This window comes from Sphingobacterium sp. SGG-5 (genome assembly GCF_011043525.1).
In the GTDB taxonomy this organism is placed as follows: Bacteria; Bacteroidota; Bacteroidia; order Sphingobacteriales; family Sphingobacteriaceae; genus Sphingobacterium.
In genome coordinates this window covers 73,077-94,391 of sequence record NZ_JAAKGO010000002.1, presented here as the reverse complement: position 1 = coordinate 94,391, position 21,315 = coordinate 73,077, and the positions used below count along the sequence as shown (strand labels likewise).

Annotated in this window: 19 protein-coding genes and 1 riboswitch; of the genes, 12 read left to right on the top strand and 7 right to left on the bottom strand. The window is 42.0% G+C overall.

The window, feature by feature from the left end; all coding sequences use genetic code 11:
• Positions 1 to 73: 73 nt before the first annotated feature.
• Positions 74 to 601 carry a hypothetical protein gene (locus G5B30_RS02740; RefSeq protein ID WP_165318439.1) on the top strand — a complete coding sequence of 176 codons (528 nt, stop codon included), beginning with the start codon at positions 74 to 76 and terminating at the stop codon, positions 599 to 601.
• A gap of 65 nt (positions 602 to 666) precedes the next feature.
• Here the strand turns inward: G5B30_RS02740 and G5B30_RS02735 are convergent, their stop codons facing one another.
• The 6 genes from G5B30_RS02735 to G5B30_RS02710 form a co-directional block, all read right to left on the bottom strand.
• Positions 667 to 1,974, bottom strand: a complete 1,308-nt coding sequence (locus tag G5B30_RS02735) for an IPT/TIG domain-containing protein (RefSeq protein ID WP_165318438.1) — start codon at positions 1,972 to 1,974, stop codon at positions 667 to 669.
• Between the two features lie 8 nt (positions 1,975 to 1,982).
• Entirely contained in the window at positions 1,983 to 2,942 is a 960-nt protein-coding gene (locus tag G5B30_RS02730; RefSeq protein ID WP_165318437.1) for a phosphodiester glycosidase family protein, read from the bottom strand.
• 88 nt (positions 2,943 to 3,030) lie between these two features.
• Complete coding sequence (locus G5B30_RS02725; RefSeq protein ID WP_165318436.1) at positions 3,031 to 4,599, bottom strand: RagB/SusD family nutrient uptake outer membrane protein; 1,569 nt, start codon at positions 4,597 to 4,599, stop codon at positions 3,031 to 3,033.
• A gap of 19 nt (positions 4,600 to 4,618) precedes the next feature.
• Positions 4,619 to 7,921 (bottom strand): TonB-dependent receptor, encoded by a 3,303-nt coding sequence (locus tag G5B30_RS02720; RefSeq protein ID WP_240903079.1) that lies wholly within the window; start codon positions 7,919 to 7,921, stop codon positions 4,619 to 4,621.
• A 186-nt stretch (positions 7,922 to 8,107) separates the two neighbouring features.
• Positions 8,108 to 9,262, bottom strand: a complete 1,155-nt coding sequence (locus G5B30_RS02715) for a FecR family protein (RefSeq protein WP_165318434.1) — start codon at positions 9,260 to 9,262, stop codon at positions 8,108 to 8,110.
• A 114-nt stretch (positions 9,263 to 9,376) separates the two neighbouring features.
• Entirely contained in the window at positions 9,377 to 9,967 is a 591-nt protein-coding gene (locus G5B30_RS02710; protein ID WP_165318433.1) for an RNA polymerase sigma factor, read from the bottom strand.
• A 281-nt stretch (positions 9,968 to 10,248) separates the two neighbouring features.
• On the opposite strand from G5B30_RS02710, the gene sufB reads away from it, so the two are divergent.
• From sufB to G5B30_RS02670, 8 genes are all read left to right on the top strand, one after another.
• On the top strand, positions 10,249 to 11,700 hold the full coding sequence (gene sufB, locus G5B30_RS02705) for a Fe-S cluster assembly protein SufB (RefSeq protein ID WP_165318432.1): 1,452 nt from the start codon (positions 10,249 to 10,251) through the stop codon (positions 11,698 to 11,700).
• Positions 11,701 to 11,732: 32 nt separating this feature from the next.
• The gene (gene sufC, locus G5B30_RS02700; RefSeq protein WP_165318431.1) at positions 11,733 to 12,491 is read left to right on the top strand and encodes a Fe-S cluster assembly ATPase SufC; all 759 of its coding nucleotides are present in this window, start codon (positions 11,733 to 11,735) and stop codon (positions 12,489 to 12,491) included.
• Between the two features lie 53 nt (positions 12,492 to 12,544).
• A complete protein-coding gene (sufD, locus tag G5B30_RS02695) occupies positions 12,545 to 13,852 on the top strand; it encodes a Fe-S cluster assembly protein SufD (RefSeq protein WP_165318430.1) in 1,308 nt (435 codons plus the stop codon).
• An 89-nt stretch (positions 13,853 to 13,941) separates the two neighbouring features.
• Positions 13,942 to 15,183, top strand: a complete 1,242-nt coding sequence (locus tag G5B30_RS02690; protein ID WP_165318429.1) for an MFS transporter — start codon at positions 13,942 to 13,944, stop codon at positions 15,181 to 15,183.
• Between the two features lie 315 nt (positions 15,184 to 15,498).
• A complete protein-coding gene (locus G5B30_RS02685) occupies positions 15,499 to 15,930 on the top strand; it encodes a low molecular weight protein-tyrosine-phosphatase (protein ID WP_165318428.1) in 432 nt (143 codons plus the stop codon).
• A gap of 15 nt (positions 15,931 to 15,945) precedes the next feature.
• Positions 15,946 to 16,293 (top strand): hypothetical protein, encoded by a 348-nt coding sequence (locus G5B30_RS02680; protein WP_165318427.1) that lies wholly within the window; start codon positions 15,946 to 15,948, stop codon positions 16,291 to 16,293.
• A gap of 4 nt (positions 16,294 to 16,297) precedes the next feature.
• Positions 16,298 to 17,056, top strand: a complete 759-nt coding sequence (locus tag G5B30_RS02675) for a peptidylprolyl isomerase (protein WP_165318426.1) — start codon at positions 16,298 to 16,300, stop codon at positions 17,054 to 17,056.
• Between the two features lie 7 nt (positions 17,057 to 17,063).
• Positions 17,064 to 17,828, top strand: coding sequence for an exodeoxyribonuclease III (locus tag G5B30_RS02670; protein ID WP_165318425.1), 765 nt, complete (start codon positions 17,064 to 17,066; stop codon positions 17,826 to 17,828).
• A 22-nt stretch (positions 17,829 to 17,850) separates the two neighbouring features.
• Here the strand turns inward: G5B30_RS02670 and G5B30_RS02665 are convergent, their stop codons facing one another.
• Entirely contained in the window at positions 17,851 to 18,456 is a 606-nt protein-coding gene (locus G5B30_RS02665; protein ID WP_165318424.1) for a hypothetical protein, read from the bottom strand.
• 158 nt (positions 18,457 to 18,614) lie between these two features.
• Between G5B30_RS02665 and rimM the strand changes: the two genes are divergently transcribed.
• The 3 genes from rimM (at position 18,615) to G5B30_RS02650 (ending at position 21,301) form a co-directional block, all read left to right on the top strand.
• Complete coding sequence (gene rimM, locus G5B30_RS02660; RefSeq protein ID WP_317164310.1) at positions 18,615 to 19,142, top strand: ribosome maturation factor RimM; 528 nt, start codon at positions 18,615 to 18,617, stop codon at positions 19,140 to 19,142.
• Between the two features lie 80 nt (positions 19,143 to 19,222).
• Positions 19,223 to 20,146, top strand: a complete 924-nt coding sequence (locus tag G5B30_RS02655) for a hypothetical protein (RefSeq protein ID WP_165318423.1) — start codon at positions 19,223 to 19,225, stop codon at positions 20,144 to 20,146.
• Positions 20,147 to 20,184: 38 nt separating this feature from the next.
• Positions 20,185 to 20,294, top strand: a riboswitch (SAM riboswitch).
• A gap of 50 nt (positions 20,295 to 20,344) precedes the next feature.
• Complete coding sequence (locus G5B30_RS02650; protein ID WP_165318422.1) at positions 20,345 to 21,301, top strand: methylenetetrahydrofolate reductase; 957 nt, start codon at positions 20,345 to 20,347, stop codon at positions 21,299 to 21,301.
• The last annotated feature ends 14 nt before the right edge of the window (positions 21,302 to 21,315 follow it).

Below are 21,315 nucleotides of genomic sequence, written 5' to 3'. Positions count from 1 at the left end.
TTTTGAACAGATTTTTTGCTTAAAATCGGCTTTGGTTAGGTTGTTAAGCAGGTTTTTTGATAAAACAGGTGTCATGAATCCTGACATCGGTCTGTTAGCTGTTTTGGTAGAACTGTTAGCTGAAATGCCGGAAGAGGTAGCTTGCGCGGTAAAACAGGTAGCAGTCCTGCTTATAGCGCTAGCTGTTTTGGTAAAACAGCTACCTGAAATGCTCGAAGAGGTAGCTTGCTCGGTAAAACAGGTAGCAGTCCTGCTTATAGCGCTAGCTGTTTTGGTAAAACAGCTACCTGGAATGCTCGAAGAGGTAGCTTGCTCGGTAAAACAGGTAGCAGTCCTGCTTATAGCGCTAGCTGTTTTGGTAAAACAGCTACCTGGAATGCTCGAAGAGGTAGCTCCTCGGATAGAACAGCTACCTGGAACGCTCGAAGAGGTAGCTTGTTCAGTAAAACAGGTAGCTGTCACACTTATAACGGTAGCTCCTTGGATAGAACAGGTACCTGAAATGCCCGAAGAGGTAGCTTGCTTTAGTCGAATTGGATTAAACTACCACGTGTTATTATACACAAGGATAACGATAAAAGTATGTAATTTGAAAGTTTAACTTTCAGATTACATGATTTACTCACCCTTTTTAAAGATAGAAACTTATCAGCATTTGAAATGAGATTATTGATAAACTATTTTTCGAACTAAATGGTTACTAGCATCCGCTACATAGATAGTACCCTTAGAGTCTACAGCGACATGGTAGGGATTATTAAATGTAGCGCTTGCCCCCACTCCATCAATCTTACCTGTTGCTCCGGTCCCTGCAATGGTGAGAACATCCGCATCATCGTATTTACCCGGTTCTTTTACAACAATCATACGGATCCGAACATTGGAAGCATCTGCAAATAAAATATTACCTTCGGCGTCTATCGTCAATCCAAAAACGTCACCAATCTGTGCCGTTAGCGGTTTGCCAAGCTCGCCATCTGTATAGCCTTTTGTTCCCGTTCCAGCAATGTTGTTTATTTCACCCGTTGGACTTATCATCTTTATTCTATAGTTCTTTTGGTCTACAACAATAAGATTTCCATTTTGATCAAAAGCGATTCCATGTGGTTGATTCAACATTGTAGTTCCGCCATCTCCTGCAAATGTACTCACTTGTCCATCCGCGGTCACTTTCCTTATTTTATTATTGTTTCTATCAGCAACATAAATATTACCCGCAGCATCGCTGGCAACATACATCGGGTTATTAAAACTCCCAGGCACACCTTCCTTAGCCCCAGTTGTTCCGTCTCCTGCAATTGTGCTGACCACACCAGCCGGTGTTATTTTTCTGATTTTATGGTTTGCCTTATCTGCGACAATCATATCCCCATGTGCATTAATAATCACATCCCACGGGAAATTAAACTGTCCAGGGGAGCCGTCTGCGCTCCCGATCACACCATTTCCAGCTATTGTCGTGACAACACCCTCTGGTGTTATTTTCCGAATAGTATGATTTGTTCGGTCACTAACAATCAGGTTATCGAACGCATCGATAGCAATAGAATTGGGGTGTTGAAATTTTGCACTCGTACCTATCCCATTGGCCAATCCCGCAGTGCTTCCTGCAAAAGTACTCACCATGTATTTGCGTATTTTTTCCATATAAGTGAACACAGGGCCAACGCCTTCATGACCGTTTACTGTCACTGTAACAGGCCCAGAACCGACATGAGGTGGAACAATAACCTTTAAGAGATTATCTGTAGCTTCGATGACAGTTGCTTCTACACCATTAATCTTAACTAAATTATTCAATACTGATCCACTAAACTTTCGACCCGAAATCGTCACAACTGTTTCTTCAGATCCTCGGTCTGGCTGGATACTGACGATTACAGGTTCAGGAGGTGACCACAAATTAGGTTCTTTATCATCTCTACAGCCCGCCAATGTACATATGGCGAAGAAAAATACTATTATCTTTTTCATATCTATTTTTATTGATTCTTACTTGATATAACCAACCACGCATTAGCAACTGCCCGATCAGCTCCGTCGGAAGGTTGGTTTCTAACCTCTAAAGATTTCGAAATCGGATTTTTAATCATGAACGTAGACGACCCTCCGCCATCTAGATTAACCGCATCTTTGACATCAAAAGCTTTCATAATAATTGAAAGCTCGGCATAAGTAAGGCCATTCGAATAGATCGGATTTCTACCATCGGCTACCAAAAAATACACGATATCATCTTCGGTATAACCGATCGCAGTACGTGGATCTATATTGGTGATGCTTTGTGTAATAATATTTTTATCTTTCAAAAAGACGATTCCTCCTCCTAAAGCTTCATTCAACCGGCCAGCCATCGCCTCATATTCGCTTTTATCACCTATATACGGTTTTCCATCATCTAAAACACCAAAAAAACTAAGGCCTTGTTGTGGTGCATCCGTGTTATCACTAAATGTGTCTTTAATAATATCTCCGTTCTTATGCACAATACCGCGTGGAATCAACGTAGAAATATTGTAAAAATCACCATTTATACCCCCTATCACAACATTCTCAGACGTATTTATCATTTCTGCCATATCCAAAACCGTTTGTGTGGTGAATGCTGTCTGGTCAAACGGTGTTGCTACCTTAAGGGTTAAATTACCCAGCTTGAGATCAATAGCTAAGATAAATAACTGCATGGATTTATCTTCCAAGTTGGTATAGCGAATTTCCGTTGCCTCTACACCTTCCGTTACTTGAAAAGTAGTATCCTTAATTACCTTAGAAATTACTTTTTTGGTATTTATCAACTTTTGGGTTAAATCCGTATAATCCTCATCATTAGTCTCTTCAATATCGGGTTTGCGCTCACCTGGATAAAAGGGCTTATCTTTTATGCAGCTAACATTCAAAAACAATAATAAAACCGTCAAACAATTGATCGTTAACAACTTCATTTTCATATGATTATTTTTCTTAAGACTGAGAGAGACAAATAATTGAATATGCATTAACTTTATTTGCATCTCTTGTTTATATATCTAATTATTTTAAATTTGGATTAAGGTCTGACTGGGTCAATGGAACCGGCCACCAATAATCTTTACCCGCATCAAATGACCGTTTTACAATGGGTTGTCCTTGACTATTGTAAATGGTGGCATTTAATACCGATTCGGCCGTTCTCCAGCGGCGAATATCATTATAATATAGGCCCTCACAGGCAAACTCCACTCTTCTCTCTTGGCGTATAATTTCCCTCATTTCAACCTTAGTCTTCCCCGAACCGATTGGCAGAAGCCCTCCTCGTTGCCGTATTTTATTGACTGCACTATAAATATTTGTGATATTGATATCTGCATCGGGGCTTGCTAAGGCTTCGTTCATTGCTTCGGCATACATCAGCAAGACATCGGCATAGCGAATAACCATATAGTTAATTTCTGATCGATTTTCATTAATGATATTGCTATTTGGTTCGGCATCATAAATACTATATTTTTTCACACCGTATCCGGTATTCTTAAAAGGTGCCGTATGTGTTGTTATCGACCCCATATACGTGTCTCCGGGAAACACGATTGTTTGATACATCCGGAGGTCTCTATTCGCATACGGTTGCGCTGCATTATAAGTAAAACCGGGTAACATTTCGTAAGCATCTATAAGATCTTGAAGAGGTGCATTTTCATTCCATTGCCGATTTTCAACGTCAAATGAACTCCCTTGTTCAGGTGCCTTAAACTGAACGTCAAAAATACATTCCACACTATTTTCATTTTCAGGCATAAAAAGCCTTCTATAATTCGGAAACAGATCGTAACCGGCTTCAGGTGCCATATCAATAACGGCTTTCGCTGCATCGGCAGCCGCTTTCCACTTCAATACATCACCAGTGGGATTAGCAGGGTCTCCTGAGTTATTAAGTGGGCTTGCCTCAAAAAGTAGTACACGTGCCTTTAGTGCTAATGCCGCACCTTTAGTCGCCCGTCCAATATCATTAGATGTATATATAGGGGGAAGAATAGCTGATGCGTCGTCTAAATCATTTACGATCTGCGTGATTATTTTACGACGTTCCGTTTTCGGCAATTTGCCATGCTTTTCTGTATCGGGAGCTTCCAATATCAGTGGCACAGAACCAAAGTAAGTGGTTAGCATCGTGTAATAAAATGCCCGTAAAAACTTAGCTTCAGCCTTCATCCTTGTTCTAAGACCATCATCCATCGGAACTGCATCAATTTTATCCAAAAGGTTATTGCATCGACCGATTCCGCGGTAGCTATCCACCCATCTAGCGTTAAAGATAACAGCGTTTGAATTCGTATGGGTGCCTAGTGCTATCACCCCGTAACCCATTCTATTTGTATAATTATAGGCATTAGGAGTAGCTGTCTCCTCCAATAGTGCTGTAGCCTGCCCACCGTCAAACATACCTGGATTCCTGAGTACAGCATAACATCCTGTCAACGCAGCCATGGCGTTTTTCTGTGTTGTCCAAAAATTCTGGTCTGTATACCTATCCTGGGGTATGGTATCCAAACTATTTGTTGTACAGCCCCATAATGTTAGTAGAAAGGTAAAAAGATATAGATGTATTTTGATATTCTTCATCGTTTTGACTTTAATTTGCCTAAAAAGTTACGTTTAAACCGAAGCTATATGTTTTCAAAGACGGATATTCGTATAGGTTATCCTTGCCTATATTTTTTTCGGGGTCAAACATTTTAAACTTCGAAAAAGTAAACAGATTGTTTCCGTTTGCAAATACCGTAAGGTTCGTTAGAGATAAAGCTGTTAACCAATCTTTCGGTAAGCGATAATTGACCTGAATATTCTTTAAGCGCAGATAAGAGGCATCCTTTAGCCAGAATGTTGAATTTTGAAAATTTTCGGTCGCCCCAGTAGCCGTCGTTAGTATTGGCAATCGAGCATTTCTATGCTCCGGTGTCCACGCATCGGTCTCCCATTCTTTTGTTACACCTGCCCCGTTATTAAATGGAAAAGCAAGATTGGCAGTGGGATAAATATTAACACCGGCCACACCTTGGAAAAATGTATTCAAACTGATATTCTTATAGCTAACATCCAGACCAAAGGAATAGGTATATCGCGGTATAGAGCTGCCGATAATAACTCTGTCTTCTCCATCGATAACTCGATCATTGTTGTGGTCGATATATCGGATATAGCCCGGTTTAACCGCTCCGCTGGTTGTGACACTATTTTGAACCTCTTCTATATTCTGATAAATCCCATCTGCTTCCAGTAGATAATAAGCGTCAATGGGAAACCCCTCTTTTATGATTCGTCTACCATTGATTATCGTTTCGCCGTCTAAGTCGACCACTTTATTCGTAACATAACCAACGCTCCCGTTCAGCTTATAAGAAAATGCACCAACCGCACTCCGGTGATACAACAAAACCTCATAACCCTTATTGTCAACCACTCCTACATTCATGATCGGGCCGGCCAAAGCACCGACTTGGCCCGGAATCCCGACTGCTCTCAAAATATCCACCGTCCTTCTTTTATATATGTCTAAGCTACCACCGAATTTGCCGTTGTTCACTTCAAAATCAGCACCTGCATTATAGGTGGTCGTACGCTCCCAAGTAATATTGGGGTTTCCCTGTGATGTGACAGCAGCACCCGAAGAAATCATATCGTTGAAATTATAATCTTGATTTAAAACAACGGTGTTCATATAACCGTACAGACTGACGGTTTGTTGATTTCCCATAGTTCCTACTGAACCCCTTAACTTTAAGAAGTTGATTTTATTAGAAAGATATTCGAAAAAAGGTTCTTTATCTATACGCCAGCCGACTAACATAGCAGGAAAGAATCCCCACCGCTTTTCCGGAGCAAATCTAGACGATCCATCGTATCGAAACGTAGCCTCTAAAAGATATTTCTCTTGATAGTCGTATCCCAACCGCCCAAAATAAGACGCCAATATATCTTCGGAACTACCGCCGGAAACTTTAGGGTTCAACGAACCGGCGTTCAAATCTTCCAGCGTATTGTCAAAATACCCTTCTGTTCTAGCGGTTATTGTCCGTCGATTATATCGCTCATAACTTTGGCCCAACATAACCGAGAGATTATGCTTATCACCTATCAATTGTTCCCAGTCCAATGAATGATATATCGTTGGGTGAATCAGATTTTCATTATAGCTTTCGGCGCTCGCATTGGCTTGGGCATATCCAGGTGTCCATGTCTGTGGGTTGTAGGCCACCAAGATGGGTTCAAATTTATGAGAATAACCATCTAACTTATCTAATGCTATATTAAAATTGTAGTTAATATGAAATGGTAACTGATATTCTGCAAAGACTTTCGCTAATAAACGTTGTGGCGTATGTATGTCTGTCCCCTCCTTTAGATACTGGATTAAGTTCTCGGCTCCCGATCTACTTGGCGTGGTTACTGCTAAATTAGCATACCGTCCGTCGGGCAGATATGTACCATATATAGGTAAAGCACGCATTAGCCGATTAAAATAATAGTCTGTGGCATCAGCTCCTTGGGCGGGTTCTGTATATCGTCTATAATTGCCAATAAAATTACCGCCGATTTTAAACTTATCAGATATATTCGCGGTTATATTCATATTGATCGAATATCGCTTGGCGTTATTGGCTGCAATCAATATCCCATCATGGTTACTGTAACCGGCAGCCAAATTATATGTGATGGCATCACTACCACCCGAAAAACTTAGATTATGCTGTTGTAGTATACCTGTGGTCAATACCTCATCAAACCAATTAACACTAGGATAGGCCAAAGGGTCATAATCCATCCCTTGCCTATAAGCTTCAATCAGCTCATCGCTATAATCCACAGCTGTTTTCCCCTCATTCCGTAGGGCTGTATTCTTCAACTCCATATATTTAATAGCATCCCACTCCACATCAGGGAGAGCAGTAGCCTTCTGAAAGCCGTGAGAATAGCTGTAGTTAATCTTCCTCCTACCTCTTACCCCTTGCTTTGTGGTGATTAAAATAACCCCGTTAGCCGCCCGAGAACCATAAATTGCTGCTGATGCATCTTTCAGTACCGTAACGCTCTCGATAAACTCGGGATTCACATCGTTCATGTTGTACTCGATTCCATCAACTAGTACTAAGGGGTTGCTATTGTTCAATGTTCCTATGCCACGTACTTTTATCGATCCGACGTCTTGTCCTGGTTTCCCACCAGCTTGATTTACCCACAATCCGGATACTCCGTGTAAAGCTTGGCTAACGTTTGTATGTGGCTGATTTTCTTTGTCACGCATGTTTAGTACGGATAGGGCCCCTGTAACACTCGATTTTTTCTGCGTTCCATATCCTACAATCACGACTTCCTCTAAGTCGCTGCTTTGTTCTTTTAGCATGACAGATAGTTCTGTTCTGTCCAGTACATTGGCTTCTTGTGTCGCATACCCCATCGAGCTGAATATCAGCACACTGTTTTCTTTAGGTAGTGTAATCGTGTAAAAACCTTGCCTATCAGTACTCGTTCCGGTCGTAGTGCCTTTGACCAGTATACTGACACCTACTAGGGGGGCGCCTTTCTCGTTGCGAACGGTTCCTTGGATTGTACGTTGTTGAACCTCCATGATCTCCGATTCAGTGAAGTTTTTGTTAGTTCTCCGTGAGATAATGATATTCTTGCCCTGTATTACATACTGTAAGGATAGGTTCTTAAAGCAATGGTCTAACACCTCTTTGATGTTGACATCTTGTGCATTTAATGTGATTTTTGAAGCTTTGTTGATAGCATCTGCATCATATAGGAAATTATATCCCGTCTGCTTTTTTATTTCTTTAAGCACGGTGGCCAGTTCTGCATTTTTATGATTCAGCGTTACTTTTTGCGCAACGGCAAAGGCGCTGAGGTGCATTCCGACAACCAAAAGTATGACGATTAGTCGCATAAAAATTCGTTTTAACGGTAAATAGAATAATGCGTAGTCACAAAACTTTGTAGTAAGTTTTTTATACATTTGTTATAGTTTATGAAATTGGTAACTCGGTTTTTATAAACTTTTGCAACCTTCGGGCTGCATGTTATTTTGCTGGATACGTTGGCCCGTATCCGGCTTTTTAGTGTTCTTTACGTGCTATTCGCTAATGATAATAGTCCCTCCTTTCATTTCATAATGCAACAGACCGGTGGCTTGCAGTGCACCCATTAATTCGGTGATATTTTCGAAGCGGGAAACACTTCCACCAATGCGTTTTCCTTCCATGCCATTGCGATAGACGACCTCCACATCATACCATCGGCTGATCTGGCGCATGGCTTGTTGGATTTCCTCGTTGTTGAATATAAACATGTCGTCTTTCCAGGCTATCGCATCCTTTGCCTCCATATTTCTGACCTCCGGTACGGAGGACGCGGTTGTACTTTTTGCCTGCTGTCCGGGGTGTAATATGATTTTGTTTTTTCCGGAGGATAGGCGTACCTTTCCTTCAAGCAAAGTCGTGTACGCTACATCGTCCTCACGATAGGCATTGACATTGAAATGTGTACCTAACACTTCAATGCTTTGTGTGTAGGTCTGTACAGTAAAGGGCCAATCAATGGCTTTTTTTACCTCAAAATAGGCTTCTCCATCTAATTCAACTTCCCGGAGATCTCCTTTAAAGTGAGCCGGAAATGTAATTGTTGTTGCACTATTGAGCCATACTTTGGTGCCGTCCGATAGCACGATATGATATTGACGTCCTTTCGGTGTTATGATCGTGTGCTCCTCTTGCATGGCCTCATTTCCATCCTCGCTATAGACTAATCCTTCTTGATCGGCAAATTGGATGGTTGGAATACCTGTGCCTTCGGGAGTTAACTGATCAAGCTCGATGATCTGGCCCTTGCTTGTTTTTAGTAAAAGTTTGTCTGTTGGTTTGGTCGTTACTGTACGTGCCGTATAATGGTTCTCATCGTGGTTTCGATATTGCGTTGTGTACCACCAGACTCCGCCAATTAAAACCAATAACACAGCGACCGCGGCGGCCAAACGGTAGTATAACCGTACGACATTTCCGGGCTTTGACCGGAATTGGGGATGGGTAACGATACGTTCATACAGGCGGTCGGATGCGACAGGCAATGCCGGGTCCTCCTTCATATCTTCCATAAGCTCGGCGAGTAATTGATCGACCTGTGTTTCGTTTTTGTCGATAGCAATATAGTCCAGCAAAGTGATCAGATCATTTTTTTTGATCGTCCCTTCTTGATACGCCTTTAATAATTGCTTCAGTTTTCTCTTTTCCATTTGCCTATATTAATCGATTGTAATAAACGCAGCGACTCCATAAGGGCTGCATATATAATAATTCACATAAAGGCGGGGAGTGGGTAGTCAAAAAAAAATATTTTTTTCAATGCGCTATAAATCAGCGAAATAAAATAGGACGAAGTACGAGTAAAGGATGCCGTATTTTGCAAAGTGCTGGCGGAAAGTATTTAAGGCATTCGTCAGGTGGTATTTAACGGTATTCCGTGAGATATGCAGTTGTTCTGCAATCTCTGCGTAGGTTAATCCTTCCTCCCGGCTCAGAAGAAAAATGGTCCGTTGTTGCTCGGTTAATAGCTGTAGGGCTTCTTCGGATATCCGCTCTATGTCCCGGGAGACGACATAGGCTTCTGTATCGTTACTCGCCTGCTCGAATGCCTGCAATAGTTGTTGCCTGAACTTGTCGGAAGTCGCACATTTTCTCCAGTAATTCAGGATAACCCGGCGCGTCATTGTAAAGAGGAGAGGAGCAATCGGGACGTCTACAGCAAGATTCTGGCGATACAGCCAAAATTGTAGAAAAGCTTCCTGTACGACGTCTTCACTTTGGGCGCTATCTTTGAGAAAGCTATAGGCAAATTGGTATACTTTGCGGTGGTAGCGATCGAACACTTCCCGAAAGGCTTCCTTATCACTATTCCTTAAGGATATAGCCAAATTCTTATCGTCAACATATTCATTCATTTAGGAGGCATTTAGTCCTGCATCATCAAAAGCTCTGTTTTTTCACAATAATAAATATATTTCCTGAAACGGTCAATTAAGCTCATGTTACCTTTTTATAATATTCCATGCCAATAATCACAGAAATGTCTTTTATTTCGTTAAAAGATGATTTCAATCATATAATTGACTAAGCTACGACACAATGGGGACAAAAAATGCTGTTTAATTGGTTTTTAAGTCTTAACTTTGTAGTCCTAAAAAGGTTAGGGAACCACCTAATTAAGAGAGAGAAAGATACTATGAGTACCAAAGACGATGAATTACTAAAAGAGCTGGAGCAGGAAGAATATAAATACGGTTTTTCGACTGATATTGAGATGGATATTGCTCCGATAGGCTTGAATGAAGATACTATTCGCTTGATATCATCCAAGAAAAATGAACCGGAATGGTTGCTGGAATGGCGGTTAAAAGCTTTCCGACATTTTTTGACCATGGAGATGCCTACATGGCAAAACTTTGAGCATCCCGATGTGGATTTTCAGGGTGTGTCGTATTATGCGGCACCAAAGCCGAAGAAGCAGCTGAACAGCATGGATGAAGTCGATCCCGAGCTATTGGCGACTTTTGCGAAGTTGGGTATCCCACTGGATGAGCAAAAAGTGCTGGCGGGGGTGGTTGCAGTTGATGCGGTATTTGATTCGGTATCGGTGAAAACTACCTTTCGCGAACAATTGAAAGAAAAAGGTGTTATCTTTTGTTCGTTTGGAGAGGCTGTACAGGAACACCCCGAATTGGTGAAGCAATATATAGGCACGGTTGTTCCGCAAACCGACAATGTTTATGCCGCGTTAAATTCTGCTGTATTTTCTGATGGATCTTTTGTGTATATCCCGAAAGGAGTCCGCTGTCCGATGGAATTGTCGACATACTTCCGTATCAATGCGGAGAATACAGGACAGTTTGAGCGTACGCTGATCATTGCTGATGAGGGAGCGTATGTTTCTTACCTGGAAGGCTGTACAGCGCCTATGCGTGATGAAAATCAATTGCATGCCGCAGTTGTGGAGCTGATTGCCATGAAAGATGCAGAGATAAAATATTCTACCGTGCAAAACTGGTATCCCGGCGATAAAGACGGTATTGGCGGTATCTATAATTTTGTCACCAAGCGTGGTATTTGTAAGGGAAATAACTCCAAGATATCATGGACACAGGTCGAGACTGGCTCTGCAATAACCTGGAAATATCCAGGAGTCATATTGATGGGCGACAATTCAGTAGGCGAGTTTTATTCTGTCGCTATGACGCGAAATAGGCAGGTGGCAGATACCGGAACAAAGATGATCCACCTCGGAAAGAATACGAGATCGAAGATTATCTCGAAAGGTATCTCGGCAGGATTAAGTCATAATAGTTATAGAGGACTGGTCAAGATTGGGGCAAAGGCGGACAATTCGCGTAACTTCACCCAATGTGACTCCTTATTGATAGGAGATCGTTGTGGAGCACATACTTTTCCTTATATCGAAAACAAAAATACCAGTGCACAGCTTGAACACGAAGCGACCACCTCAAAAATCGGGGAAGACCAAGTGTTTTATCTCAACCAAAGGGGGATAGACTCGGAGAAAGCTGTGGGGTTAATCGTAAACGGCTATGCAAAAGAGGTGCTGAACCAGCTGCCTATGGAATTTGCTGTCGAAGCGCAAAAATTGATCGCCATATCATTAGAGGGGTCTGTAGGATAACTACGCAATACTCAATACTCAATACTAAAAAAATGTTAACAATAAAAAATCTATACGCGTCTGTAGAAGACAAACAAATATTAAAGGGTCTAAATCTGGAAGTAAAAGCCGGCGAGGTTCATGCGATTATGGGGCCGAATGGCGCAGGTAAAAGCACATTAGGGAATGTGTTGGCCGGAAGAGACTCGTATGAAGTGAATGGAGGAGAAGCACTGTTGGAGGGCGTCGACTTATTGGAGATGTCTCCGGAGGATCGGGCGCGTGAAGGGCTGTTCCTGGCCTTTCAATATCCGGTGGAAATTCCGGGTGTATCGAACATCAACTTTTTGAAAACTGCGGTAAATGATATCCGTGAATATAAAGGTCTTCCGCCCATGGAGGCGAAGGAGTTTTTGCAAATGGTCAAAGAAAAACAGAAATTAGTCGAGTTCTCGGCTAACCTTGCCAATCGGTCATTGAATGAGGGTTTCTCAGGCGGCGAAAAGAAACGTAATGAAATTTTTCAACTGGCTATGTTAAATCCAAAATTAGCCATTCTGGATGAGACAGACTCTGGTCTGGATATCGACGCTTTGCGGATTGTAGCAAAAGGTGTGAATGAATTACGTTCGAAAGACAATGCTTTTGTAGTCATAACGCATTACCAGCGTCTCTTGGATTACATTGTTCCGGACTTTGTACACGTGTTATATGACGGACGTATTGTAAAAACGGGCCCCAAAGAATTGGCATTGGAGTTAGAAGAAAAAGGTTACGACTGGTTAAGAGAATTAGATGCGCAGAATGCCTAATGATCGGTCTACGGTAAAAAAATGAGGTAATGAGCGGATTGATAACAAATAACATGAGTACAATAGTAGCAAACTCTTTATTCGAACAGTTGACGTCGGCTTTTCACACGTTGGAAGATACGAATGAATCGCCGGCGCTGAAGGCGTTACGACAAGAAGCCTATACACGTTTTGAGAAGAAAGGGTTCCCCACAGTCAAAAATGAAGACTGGAAATATACCAATATCCATAGCTTAGTCAATAAGACCTATATCTTGAATAAAGATGTGGATGTGGCTAATTTAGATTTAGCAAAAGCCGATATTCCTGGGCTGGATGCACACCGTATCGTCTTGATCAATGGCCAATATGTATTGGCATTTTCCTCGTTGGAAGATGAGCTGGGTATCGTCGTAAAACCGATTGAAGAAGCTGAAGGAGAGGAGGCTTTTCAAAAACACTTTGCGCAGCATGCTGACAAAACAGACAGCGCACTTGTCGCATTGAATACGGCTTTATTTACTTCGGGCCTTTATCTTTCGGTAGCTAAAAACAAAGTAGTATCCAAACCTATTCAGATTGTGCACGTCGCCACAGGTGAGGAGGACTTTTTTGTGCAGACCCGGAATTTGTATGTGCTTGAGGCCAATGCTGAAGCCGAGATTATTGAAACGTTCATCACGTCGGATGGCAGTGCATATAACCTGAATAATAAGGTTACAGAGATCGTTTTGGAGGAAAATGCGAAACTGCAGCATTATTATCTGCAACAGGCATCCGATGCAGGACACTATATCAACCATACGGAGGTATATCAGACGCGGCATAGTCTATATAATAACTACAATTGCAATTTCCCGGGGGTATCGTTTGTTCGCAACGACATCAATGTTCGGTTAGATGCGGAGAATGTGGAATCTCACCTATACGGCGTGAATTTGTTGGCCGACAGACAACTGGTCGATAATCATACGGTTGTAGATCATATGAAGCCACATTGTGAGTCTTACGAGTGGTATAAGAATATTCCGCAAGATGAGGCAACAGCTGTGTTTAATGGAAAGATATTTGTGCGTGAGGATGCACAAAAAACCAATGCTTTCCAGCAAAATAACAATTTGCTGCTTGGTGAGAAGTCTGCTGTCTACACCAAGCCACAATTAGAAATTTTCGCTGACGATGTGAAATGTTCACATGGCTGTACAATGGGTCAATTTGACAATGAGGCACTCTTTTATTTGCGGTCGAGAGGAATCAGTGAGGAATCCGCACGGGTATTGCTTGTGCATGCCTTCGCCTTTGACGTGACCTCCCGCTTCTCAAATGATGCTGTACAAGCGTATGTGGAAGATTTGGTAGAGAAAGGGTTATACAGCGAGTAACAGTATATCTCCGAATAGAATGTGCGTCTATATTGCTTAATATAGACGCTTTTTTTTCGAAAGTATCTGTATCTTCATCTTGATATTTTATGGAAAAGAAGAATTGGTTTAAAACCTATATTTATATATGGAGCGGGCAGTTTGTGTCCTTATTGACGAGCTCGGCGGTTAATTTTGCTGTAATCATTTGGTTGAGCTTGCATTACAAGTCGGCCGAAGTTCTTGCTTTTGCAGGTATTGCCGGGTTACTGCCACAAGCGCTGATTGGACCCTTTGCGGGAGTTTTCATCGATCGGTGGGATCGCAAGAAAGTTATGATCTTTGCAGATGCTTTTATCGCGCTCTGTACATTCGTCATGACGTTTGTCCTCACAGAAGAGGGTACTGATCTATCGCTCATCTATCTGCTGCTCGCATGTCGGTCGATCGGTAGTGCATTCCACTCGCCGGCAATGCAGGCTGTAGCACCGCTGATTGTCCCGGAAGATAAGCTATTACGTGTTTCGGGAATCAACCAGATGTTGCAGTCGGTCAGCAGTATTGCTGGTCCGGCTTTAGGAACACTGGCCATCACTTATTTTCCCATCAACCAAGTTTTGTATCTGGACGTAATTGGTGCAACTGCAGCTATTATCTCCCTACTTTTTGTTACTATCCCTCACCTTGCTGTCGAGACAACAAATTCGGTAGCTGCCGTGTGGAATGATCTCAAGGTCGGCCTGCAAGCCATTTATCACAATAAAGGATTAAGCATGCTATTCCTATATGCGATGATTGCTACATTTTGTATCATGCCGGTGGCCATCATGTTTCCATTGCTAACCATCGACCATTACGGAGGGGATAAATGGGCTATGAGTGTTATCGAAATTGTGTGGGGTATTGGGATGTTAGTAGGAGGCAGTTTTCTGGGTATAGCACGTGTATCTGTTCCCAAGATCATCTTGGTCAATATCATGCACATTGTTCTTGGTCTAACCTTTGTATGGTCCGGTTGGTTTCCAGCCTCATGGTATATCGGGTTTGTTCTCCTAACGACCTTAGGAGGAATAGCCATGTCTATATTTTCGGCTGCTTTTATGACGATTATTCAGGAAGAGGTACAGCCGCATATGCTCGGACGGGTATTCTCTTTATATTTCAGTATGGCTATCCTACCCAGTGCCATCGGTCTCCTTTTTACGGGATTTATTGCAGATGCTATCGGGGTAGCAAATGCCTTTGTCATTGCGGGAGGTGTAGTGATCTTGGTTGGTATAGCTTCTTTTTTTACGCCTTCATTGATGAGGTTGGGCCAAAAAAAGGAGGCGACGCCAATCGAATTGTCTTAGTATTGTCATGAGTTTGAAAAAAGTAAAGATTTATTTTACTTAGTGTGATAAATACACTATATTTGTGGTATCATAATTTAGGTTTATAATTGGTTAGTAAAGGTTTTCATTCTCCCCGTTTGAAAACCTTTTTTTGTATCTTTGATTTTCATGAGCAAATAAAAGGACAACCGAGCGGTAGCGAGCTCACTGATGCAATTAAAAGATAAAATATTATCAATAATAATTAGATGAAACCATCATGATTTATTCAAGCCACACAGGGGAATGAATAAATCTGATAGATTCATCACCTTTAAAAGACAATATATAAAGATGAAAATATTAATGGTTTGTTTGGGGAATATATGTCGTTCGCCTCTGGCACACGGTGTTCTGACGTATATGGCGTCACAGGATCAGCTGGACTGGACGGTGCATTCTGCCGGTACTGGCGATTGGCATGTGGGGCAAGCACCAGATAGGCGTGCTATTGCGGTAGCCAAAAAATACGGTGTCGATATCTCGCATCAAAGGGCAAGGCACTTTATTCCTGAATTTTTTGATCAGTATGATCGCATTTTTGTGATGGACCGACAAAATATGGAGGATGTGTTAAGTTTAGCCAGAAATGAAGAAGATCGGCGTAAAGTCTCACTTTTTCTGGAAGAGGATATTGTTCCCGATCCCTATTATGACGAGGAGATGTTCGAGCCCGTGTATAAGATGATTGAAAAACGTTGCCACGAGCTGGTCCATGTTTTATAATTAAAGACGAATGATATGAAGATAGCGGAGATAAATAAAAAATGGGAGGAACTGCGTAACGTAATTGCACAGGATTTTGATAATGAGCGTCCGGACATTAAGGTGATGCTTTTTCTGATCGGTATACAGGAGCTGGGCCAGGGAGCAAAAGAGTTCTCCAAACGGGAGAAGGAAGAACTGATGCATATTGCCACATGCCGTCTTTTCAGTGCGATGGGTTTTTATGAGTTGCAGGGCGCGGATGAAGACGGCTGGCCCCATTGGCAGTTGGTCAAGCCTATTCCAAACTACACCTTATTGGAACAGGAAATGATCCTGAAATCGCTTATGATTGATTATTTCCAGGAATTAGAAATTATATAGCCTTATGATGAAATACCTCGCCGTCCTATGTGCTTTCTTTCTCAGTAGCGTTGCTTTTGCACAAAAACCGACACATTACTATGTCCATATCAAAACGGATAAGGGTGACGCGATATTGAAATTATATAATGCAACGCCAAAACATCGGGACAATTTCTATAAACTGGTGACAGAGGGATACTACGACTCGTTGCTTTTTCACCGTGTCATTAAGAATTTTATGATACAGGGTGGAGATCCTGATTCCAGATATGTTGGGGATCGCGTGCGCTTAGGTAATGGGGGTCCTGATTATCGTATTCCCGCCGAAATTATGGATACGCTTATCCATAAGAAAGGGGTGATCGGGGCAGCTCGGGATAACAACCCGGCGAAACAGTCGTCCGGTTCACAATTCTATTTGGTTCAGGGTCGAAAGTTCTCTGAGGCAGGTTTGGATTCGCTAGAGACATTTCGTTTCAAAGGAAAAAAACTGTCGGATCTTCAACGACGTACGTATGAGCGCATTGGTGGGACGCCCCATCTTGATGGAGAATATACCGTATTCGGTGAGTTGATCTCTGGCCTAGAGATCATTGACCGTATAGCAGCGGTGCCTACGGACGATTTTGATAGGCCGCTTACGAACGAACGTATGGCTATGGAATTACTGACGCGACGAGAAGCATTGAATCTGGAGCGGGAAATGCAAGGGCTTAAACCAAAGAGTGGTTTTTTTACAAATTTATTTGATGCATTAAAATCACGTTATTACAAATTATAAAAATCGGATGAAGATAGTTACGTATAACGTCAATGGGTTGCGGGCGGCAATGAAGAAGGACTGGTTGGGATGGTTGAAGGCTGAAGCACCGGATGTCGTATGCTTACAGGAAATCAAAGCTACACCGGGGCAGATCCCTGAGGTTGTTTTGCTGGAGCAGCTTGGGTATGAACATTATTGGTGTCCGGCACAGAAAAAAGGCTATAGTGGTACAGCAATATTTACCCGAAAGTCTCCGCTTCATGTAGAATATGGATGTGGCCATGAGGATTATGATTTCGAGGGACGTATGATCCGTACGGATTTTGAGGATCTGTCGGTGATGAGTGTATACTTCCCATCTGGTACCACAGGGGATGTTCGACAGAATTTTAAGTACCAGTTCTTAGCGGACTTCCAGCAGTACGTAGACGAGTTGCGAAAGGAACGTCCGAATTTGATTGTATGTGGTGACTTTAATATCTGTCATAGGGCTATAGACATTCATAACCCTAAGTCCAATGCGAATACTTCGGGCTTTTTGCCGGAGGAACGTGAATGGATGGAGAGCTTCGTTGACTCGGGGTTTGTGGACACATTTCGACATCTCACTCCCGATCCGCACCATTACACCTGGTGGAGCTATCGAGCAGGAGCGCGTGCCCGGAATTTAGGCTGGCGTATCGATTACAATATGGTATCCCAGCCGTTGGTGCCTCGGGTACAGCATGCTGCTATATTACCTGATGCTGTGCATTCCGATCATTGTCCTGTTGTATTGACCTTGAGTTAGCTTTTCAACCGACGAAGGAAGCTTATAAGCGTGCGCTGAAGCCGATGCCAAAGATTCCTTTTATTCCGATACCTATTTCGGCGAACCCGGCATATTTTCGTCCAACGCGGATACCGAATAGATTAACCTGAAATGCAACATGTTGATTCGTATAAGTGGTGTTTTCAACGGAACTCATATCAGATGTCTCTTTGTTGCTAAAAATACCTAAGCCCACCATAGCGTTGCCATATAATTTCACTTTTTCACGATTCATGTATAGAAATTCTGCGGCAGGCATGATGCTGTAGTAATTTGTTTTACGGGTTCCGCTTCCCGAATTGTCGATGGTATATTGCTGTGATATAGACTGCGTAGAAACCTCAATCCCCGCATTAAACCGGGAAGAGAAATGTCTGCGATAGCCGAGAGACCAATGGCCTAAACCGCTGCTTTCGCTCTCATCAACGTCATGTCCGGCGAAAGCATCTACAATACCGAAAGCAATGGCATGCGATAAAGCTAAGGGAATTCCATCCGATAGTGTCAGCCTAAATTCGTTTGGCGATTCGACACTTTGAGCAATTCCTGGCCGTAGACCGAGAAGGAATAATGCCAATAACAGACAGCAGATCTTTTTTATGTTCATTTGTGTTTAGATAAATATTTAATTAGTCGTGTGTTATTCCTGCCAAGATATATAATTATATGTGTTAAACCAAGTGCTTTCTTTTTTTGCGCATCCTTTGTTTCTTCGGATTTACGGTTGTATTTATTTTTTCTTTGGGCGATTTATGTTTATTTTGCATGATGACAAATGAGGATAAAACTTACATTGGGTATGTCAGTAAGACACGCGGGTTAAAGGGTGAAGTCCAGCTTTTTTTCGAGTTTGAAGATTACGAAGATTTGATGCTGGATATTATCTTCCTGGAAATGAACAAAAAGATGGTTCCCTATTTTGTCGAGACGGTCAAATTGCAGAAAAACAGTACAGCCTACGCTACGTTTGAAGATATAGACCATATTGATAAGGCGCAATTGCTGATTCGTAAAAAAATGTATGTCACAGCGGATAAAATACCTGAGCGCCATCCGGATGATTTTCGATATACCGATTTGGTGGGATATCTCGTGATCGATGAAAATGAAGGTGAACTTGGTGAGATCGTTCAGGTGCAAGAGATGCCACAACAGTTTATTGCGACGGTGGATATGGCGGGGAAGGAGCTGCTATTTCCTTTATCGGATGACTTGATATTGGGTATTGATGCCGATGAAGCTGTGATTGAAGTGGAACTTCCAGCAGGGTTGGTGGATTTATATAAAGAGTAGTTTTTGGTATAGTTTTTCAGTCTGAGCGTATTTTGTTAATATTGCAAGCTAACATATTGATTGACTTTTACTTATTTGATATGGGAAGAAGACTTATTTTTATAGGAAATGTGCTGTTTTTTTGGTTTCTGCTTTCCGGCTGTGAGAAATCGGAGCAAGAAACTTTAGTTAAGACTCAACCGCTGGTAGCAATAGAAGAATATGCTTGGGATCATGTTACGCACACCTATGACGTGGAATATGAAGATGATAGAATAGTACAGCTGGGTACTTCCAGATTTTCATATGATAATACCGGCCGGGTCAATAAATCCGTCGAGACCATATTGCGACAGGATCTTTTTGGAATAGGTGCTCCCGTTCAAGAGGAACTGGAATATGAGTATGTGTGGGATAGCCAAGGTCGGCTTTCAGCGATTAATCTGTTGACGGATTACGAGTTTTCTGATGTCTATACATACGAGGGTTATCAACCCAATAAAAAAATTGCATATGCAGGGGATAGCAAAAGGCCGGCACAGGTAGTAAAAGAGTATGAAGATATGGCCGGTCGGATGAGAAAGATTGTAGAAAAATATTTTTACGATGTGGAACAGTTGGATTCTGTGCAAATAGAATATAGCTACTATGGTACGGGAATTCCACCGACCAACCCTATCGATGCCCGGTGGACACCATCGGGCAGTGAAACATCTCCTGATCCGCTAAACTATACGTTTGAGGTTGAGATGAGTACAAAACCTAACTACATTTCTGCAATATTCCGTTCTTTAGGATTCATGCCGAATTTGGTTCATCTTTGCCCATTTGATACTTTTGGGTTAAATAGGTCAACAGGCAAATATCACCGAACCGATGTGGATGAAGATGATCTTAGGAATGTTCATTTGGGATACGGTGCTACGCTTGATTATCAGAGGAATTCAGAGGGGTTTTTGGAAAAAATGGGACTTATCGGTGTAAGTGACAACCAACGTGGACCTTTTCTTCGCTTTTTGTATTAAATATTTTCACTTTTTGATTCTATTGACGATATTAGCGGCGCTTATAGAGAAAGGCGGAGGGAGTAGACCCGCTGAAGCCTTAGCAACCTGATACTCTTCAAGGTGCTAAATTCTACTTCTGTCAATAATGGTCGAAGAAAGATAAGCTGGCGGGACAAATATCTTGTTCGCATTCTCTAAGCTCCAACAATAAGAAGAATGAAAATAATAGATCATATCAAAAATGCTAAGGGGAAGCCTTTGTTTTCCTTTGAATTATTACCTCCTGCCAAGGGACAGGGCATCCAGAGTATTTTCAATACAATGGATGAACTGATGGAGTTTAACCCGCCATTTATTGATGTCACTTATCACCGGGAGGATTACTTGTATAAACAACATACAAGTGGCTTATTAGAGCGTGTGGCCTATCGTAAACGGCCTGGCACGGTGGCTATCTGCGCGGCGATCATGAACAAGTATAAGGTTGATGCTGTTCCACATCTGATATGTGGTGGGTTCACCAAGGAAGAGACTGAAAATGCCTTGATTGATCTCAATTTTTTAGGAATAGATAATGTATTGGTATTGCGTGGTGATGCCCGTAAAGGCGATGCCGATTTTATTCCTACACCCGGCGGACATGCCTATGCGACAGATCTGCTGCAACAGGTGGTCGATATGAATCAAGGTAAATACTTGCATGAAAACATTGAAAGCTCGGCACGCACGAACTTTTGTATCGGGGTTGCAGGATATCCTGAAAAACATTTTGAAGCACCAAATTTCAATACGGATTTTAAATGGTTGAAGAAAAAGGTGGAGATGGGAGCCGAGTTTATTGTAACCCAGATGTTTTTTAACGTCGAAAAGTATAAGGAGTTCGTCACGAAATGCCGTGAGCAGGATATCAACGTACCTATCATACCGGGGTTGAAACCTCTGACAACAAAGAAACAGCTTATTGCATTACCTAAAATTTTTCACCTTGATATCCCTGAAGAGTTAAGTGACGCTGTCAGTGTGTGTAAGAATAACGCTGAAGTACAACAAGTCAGTACCGAATGGATGGTACATATGTGTAAAGAATTGATTGATTTTGGTGCGCCGGTATTACACTTCTATACCATGAGTAATCCAGGACCTACAAAGAAAATTGTTGAGAGATTGGTTTAATAACAAAAAATGGA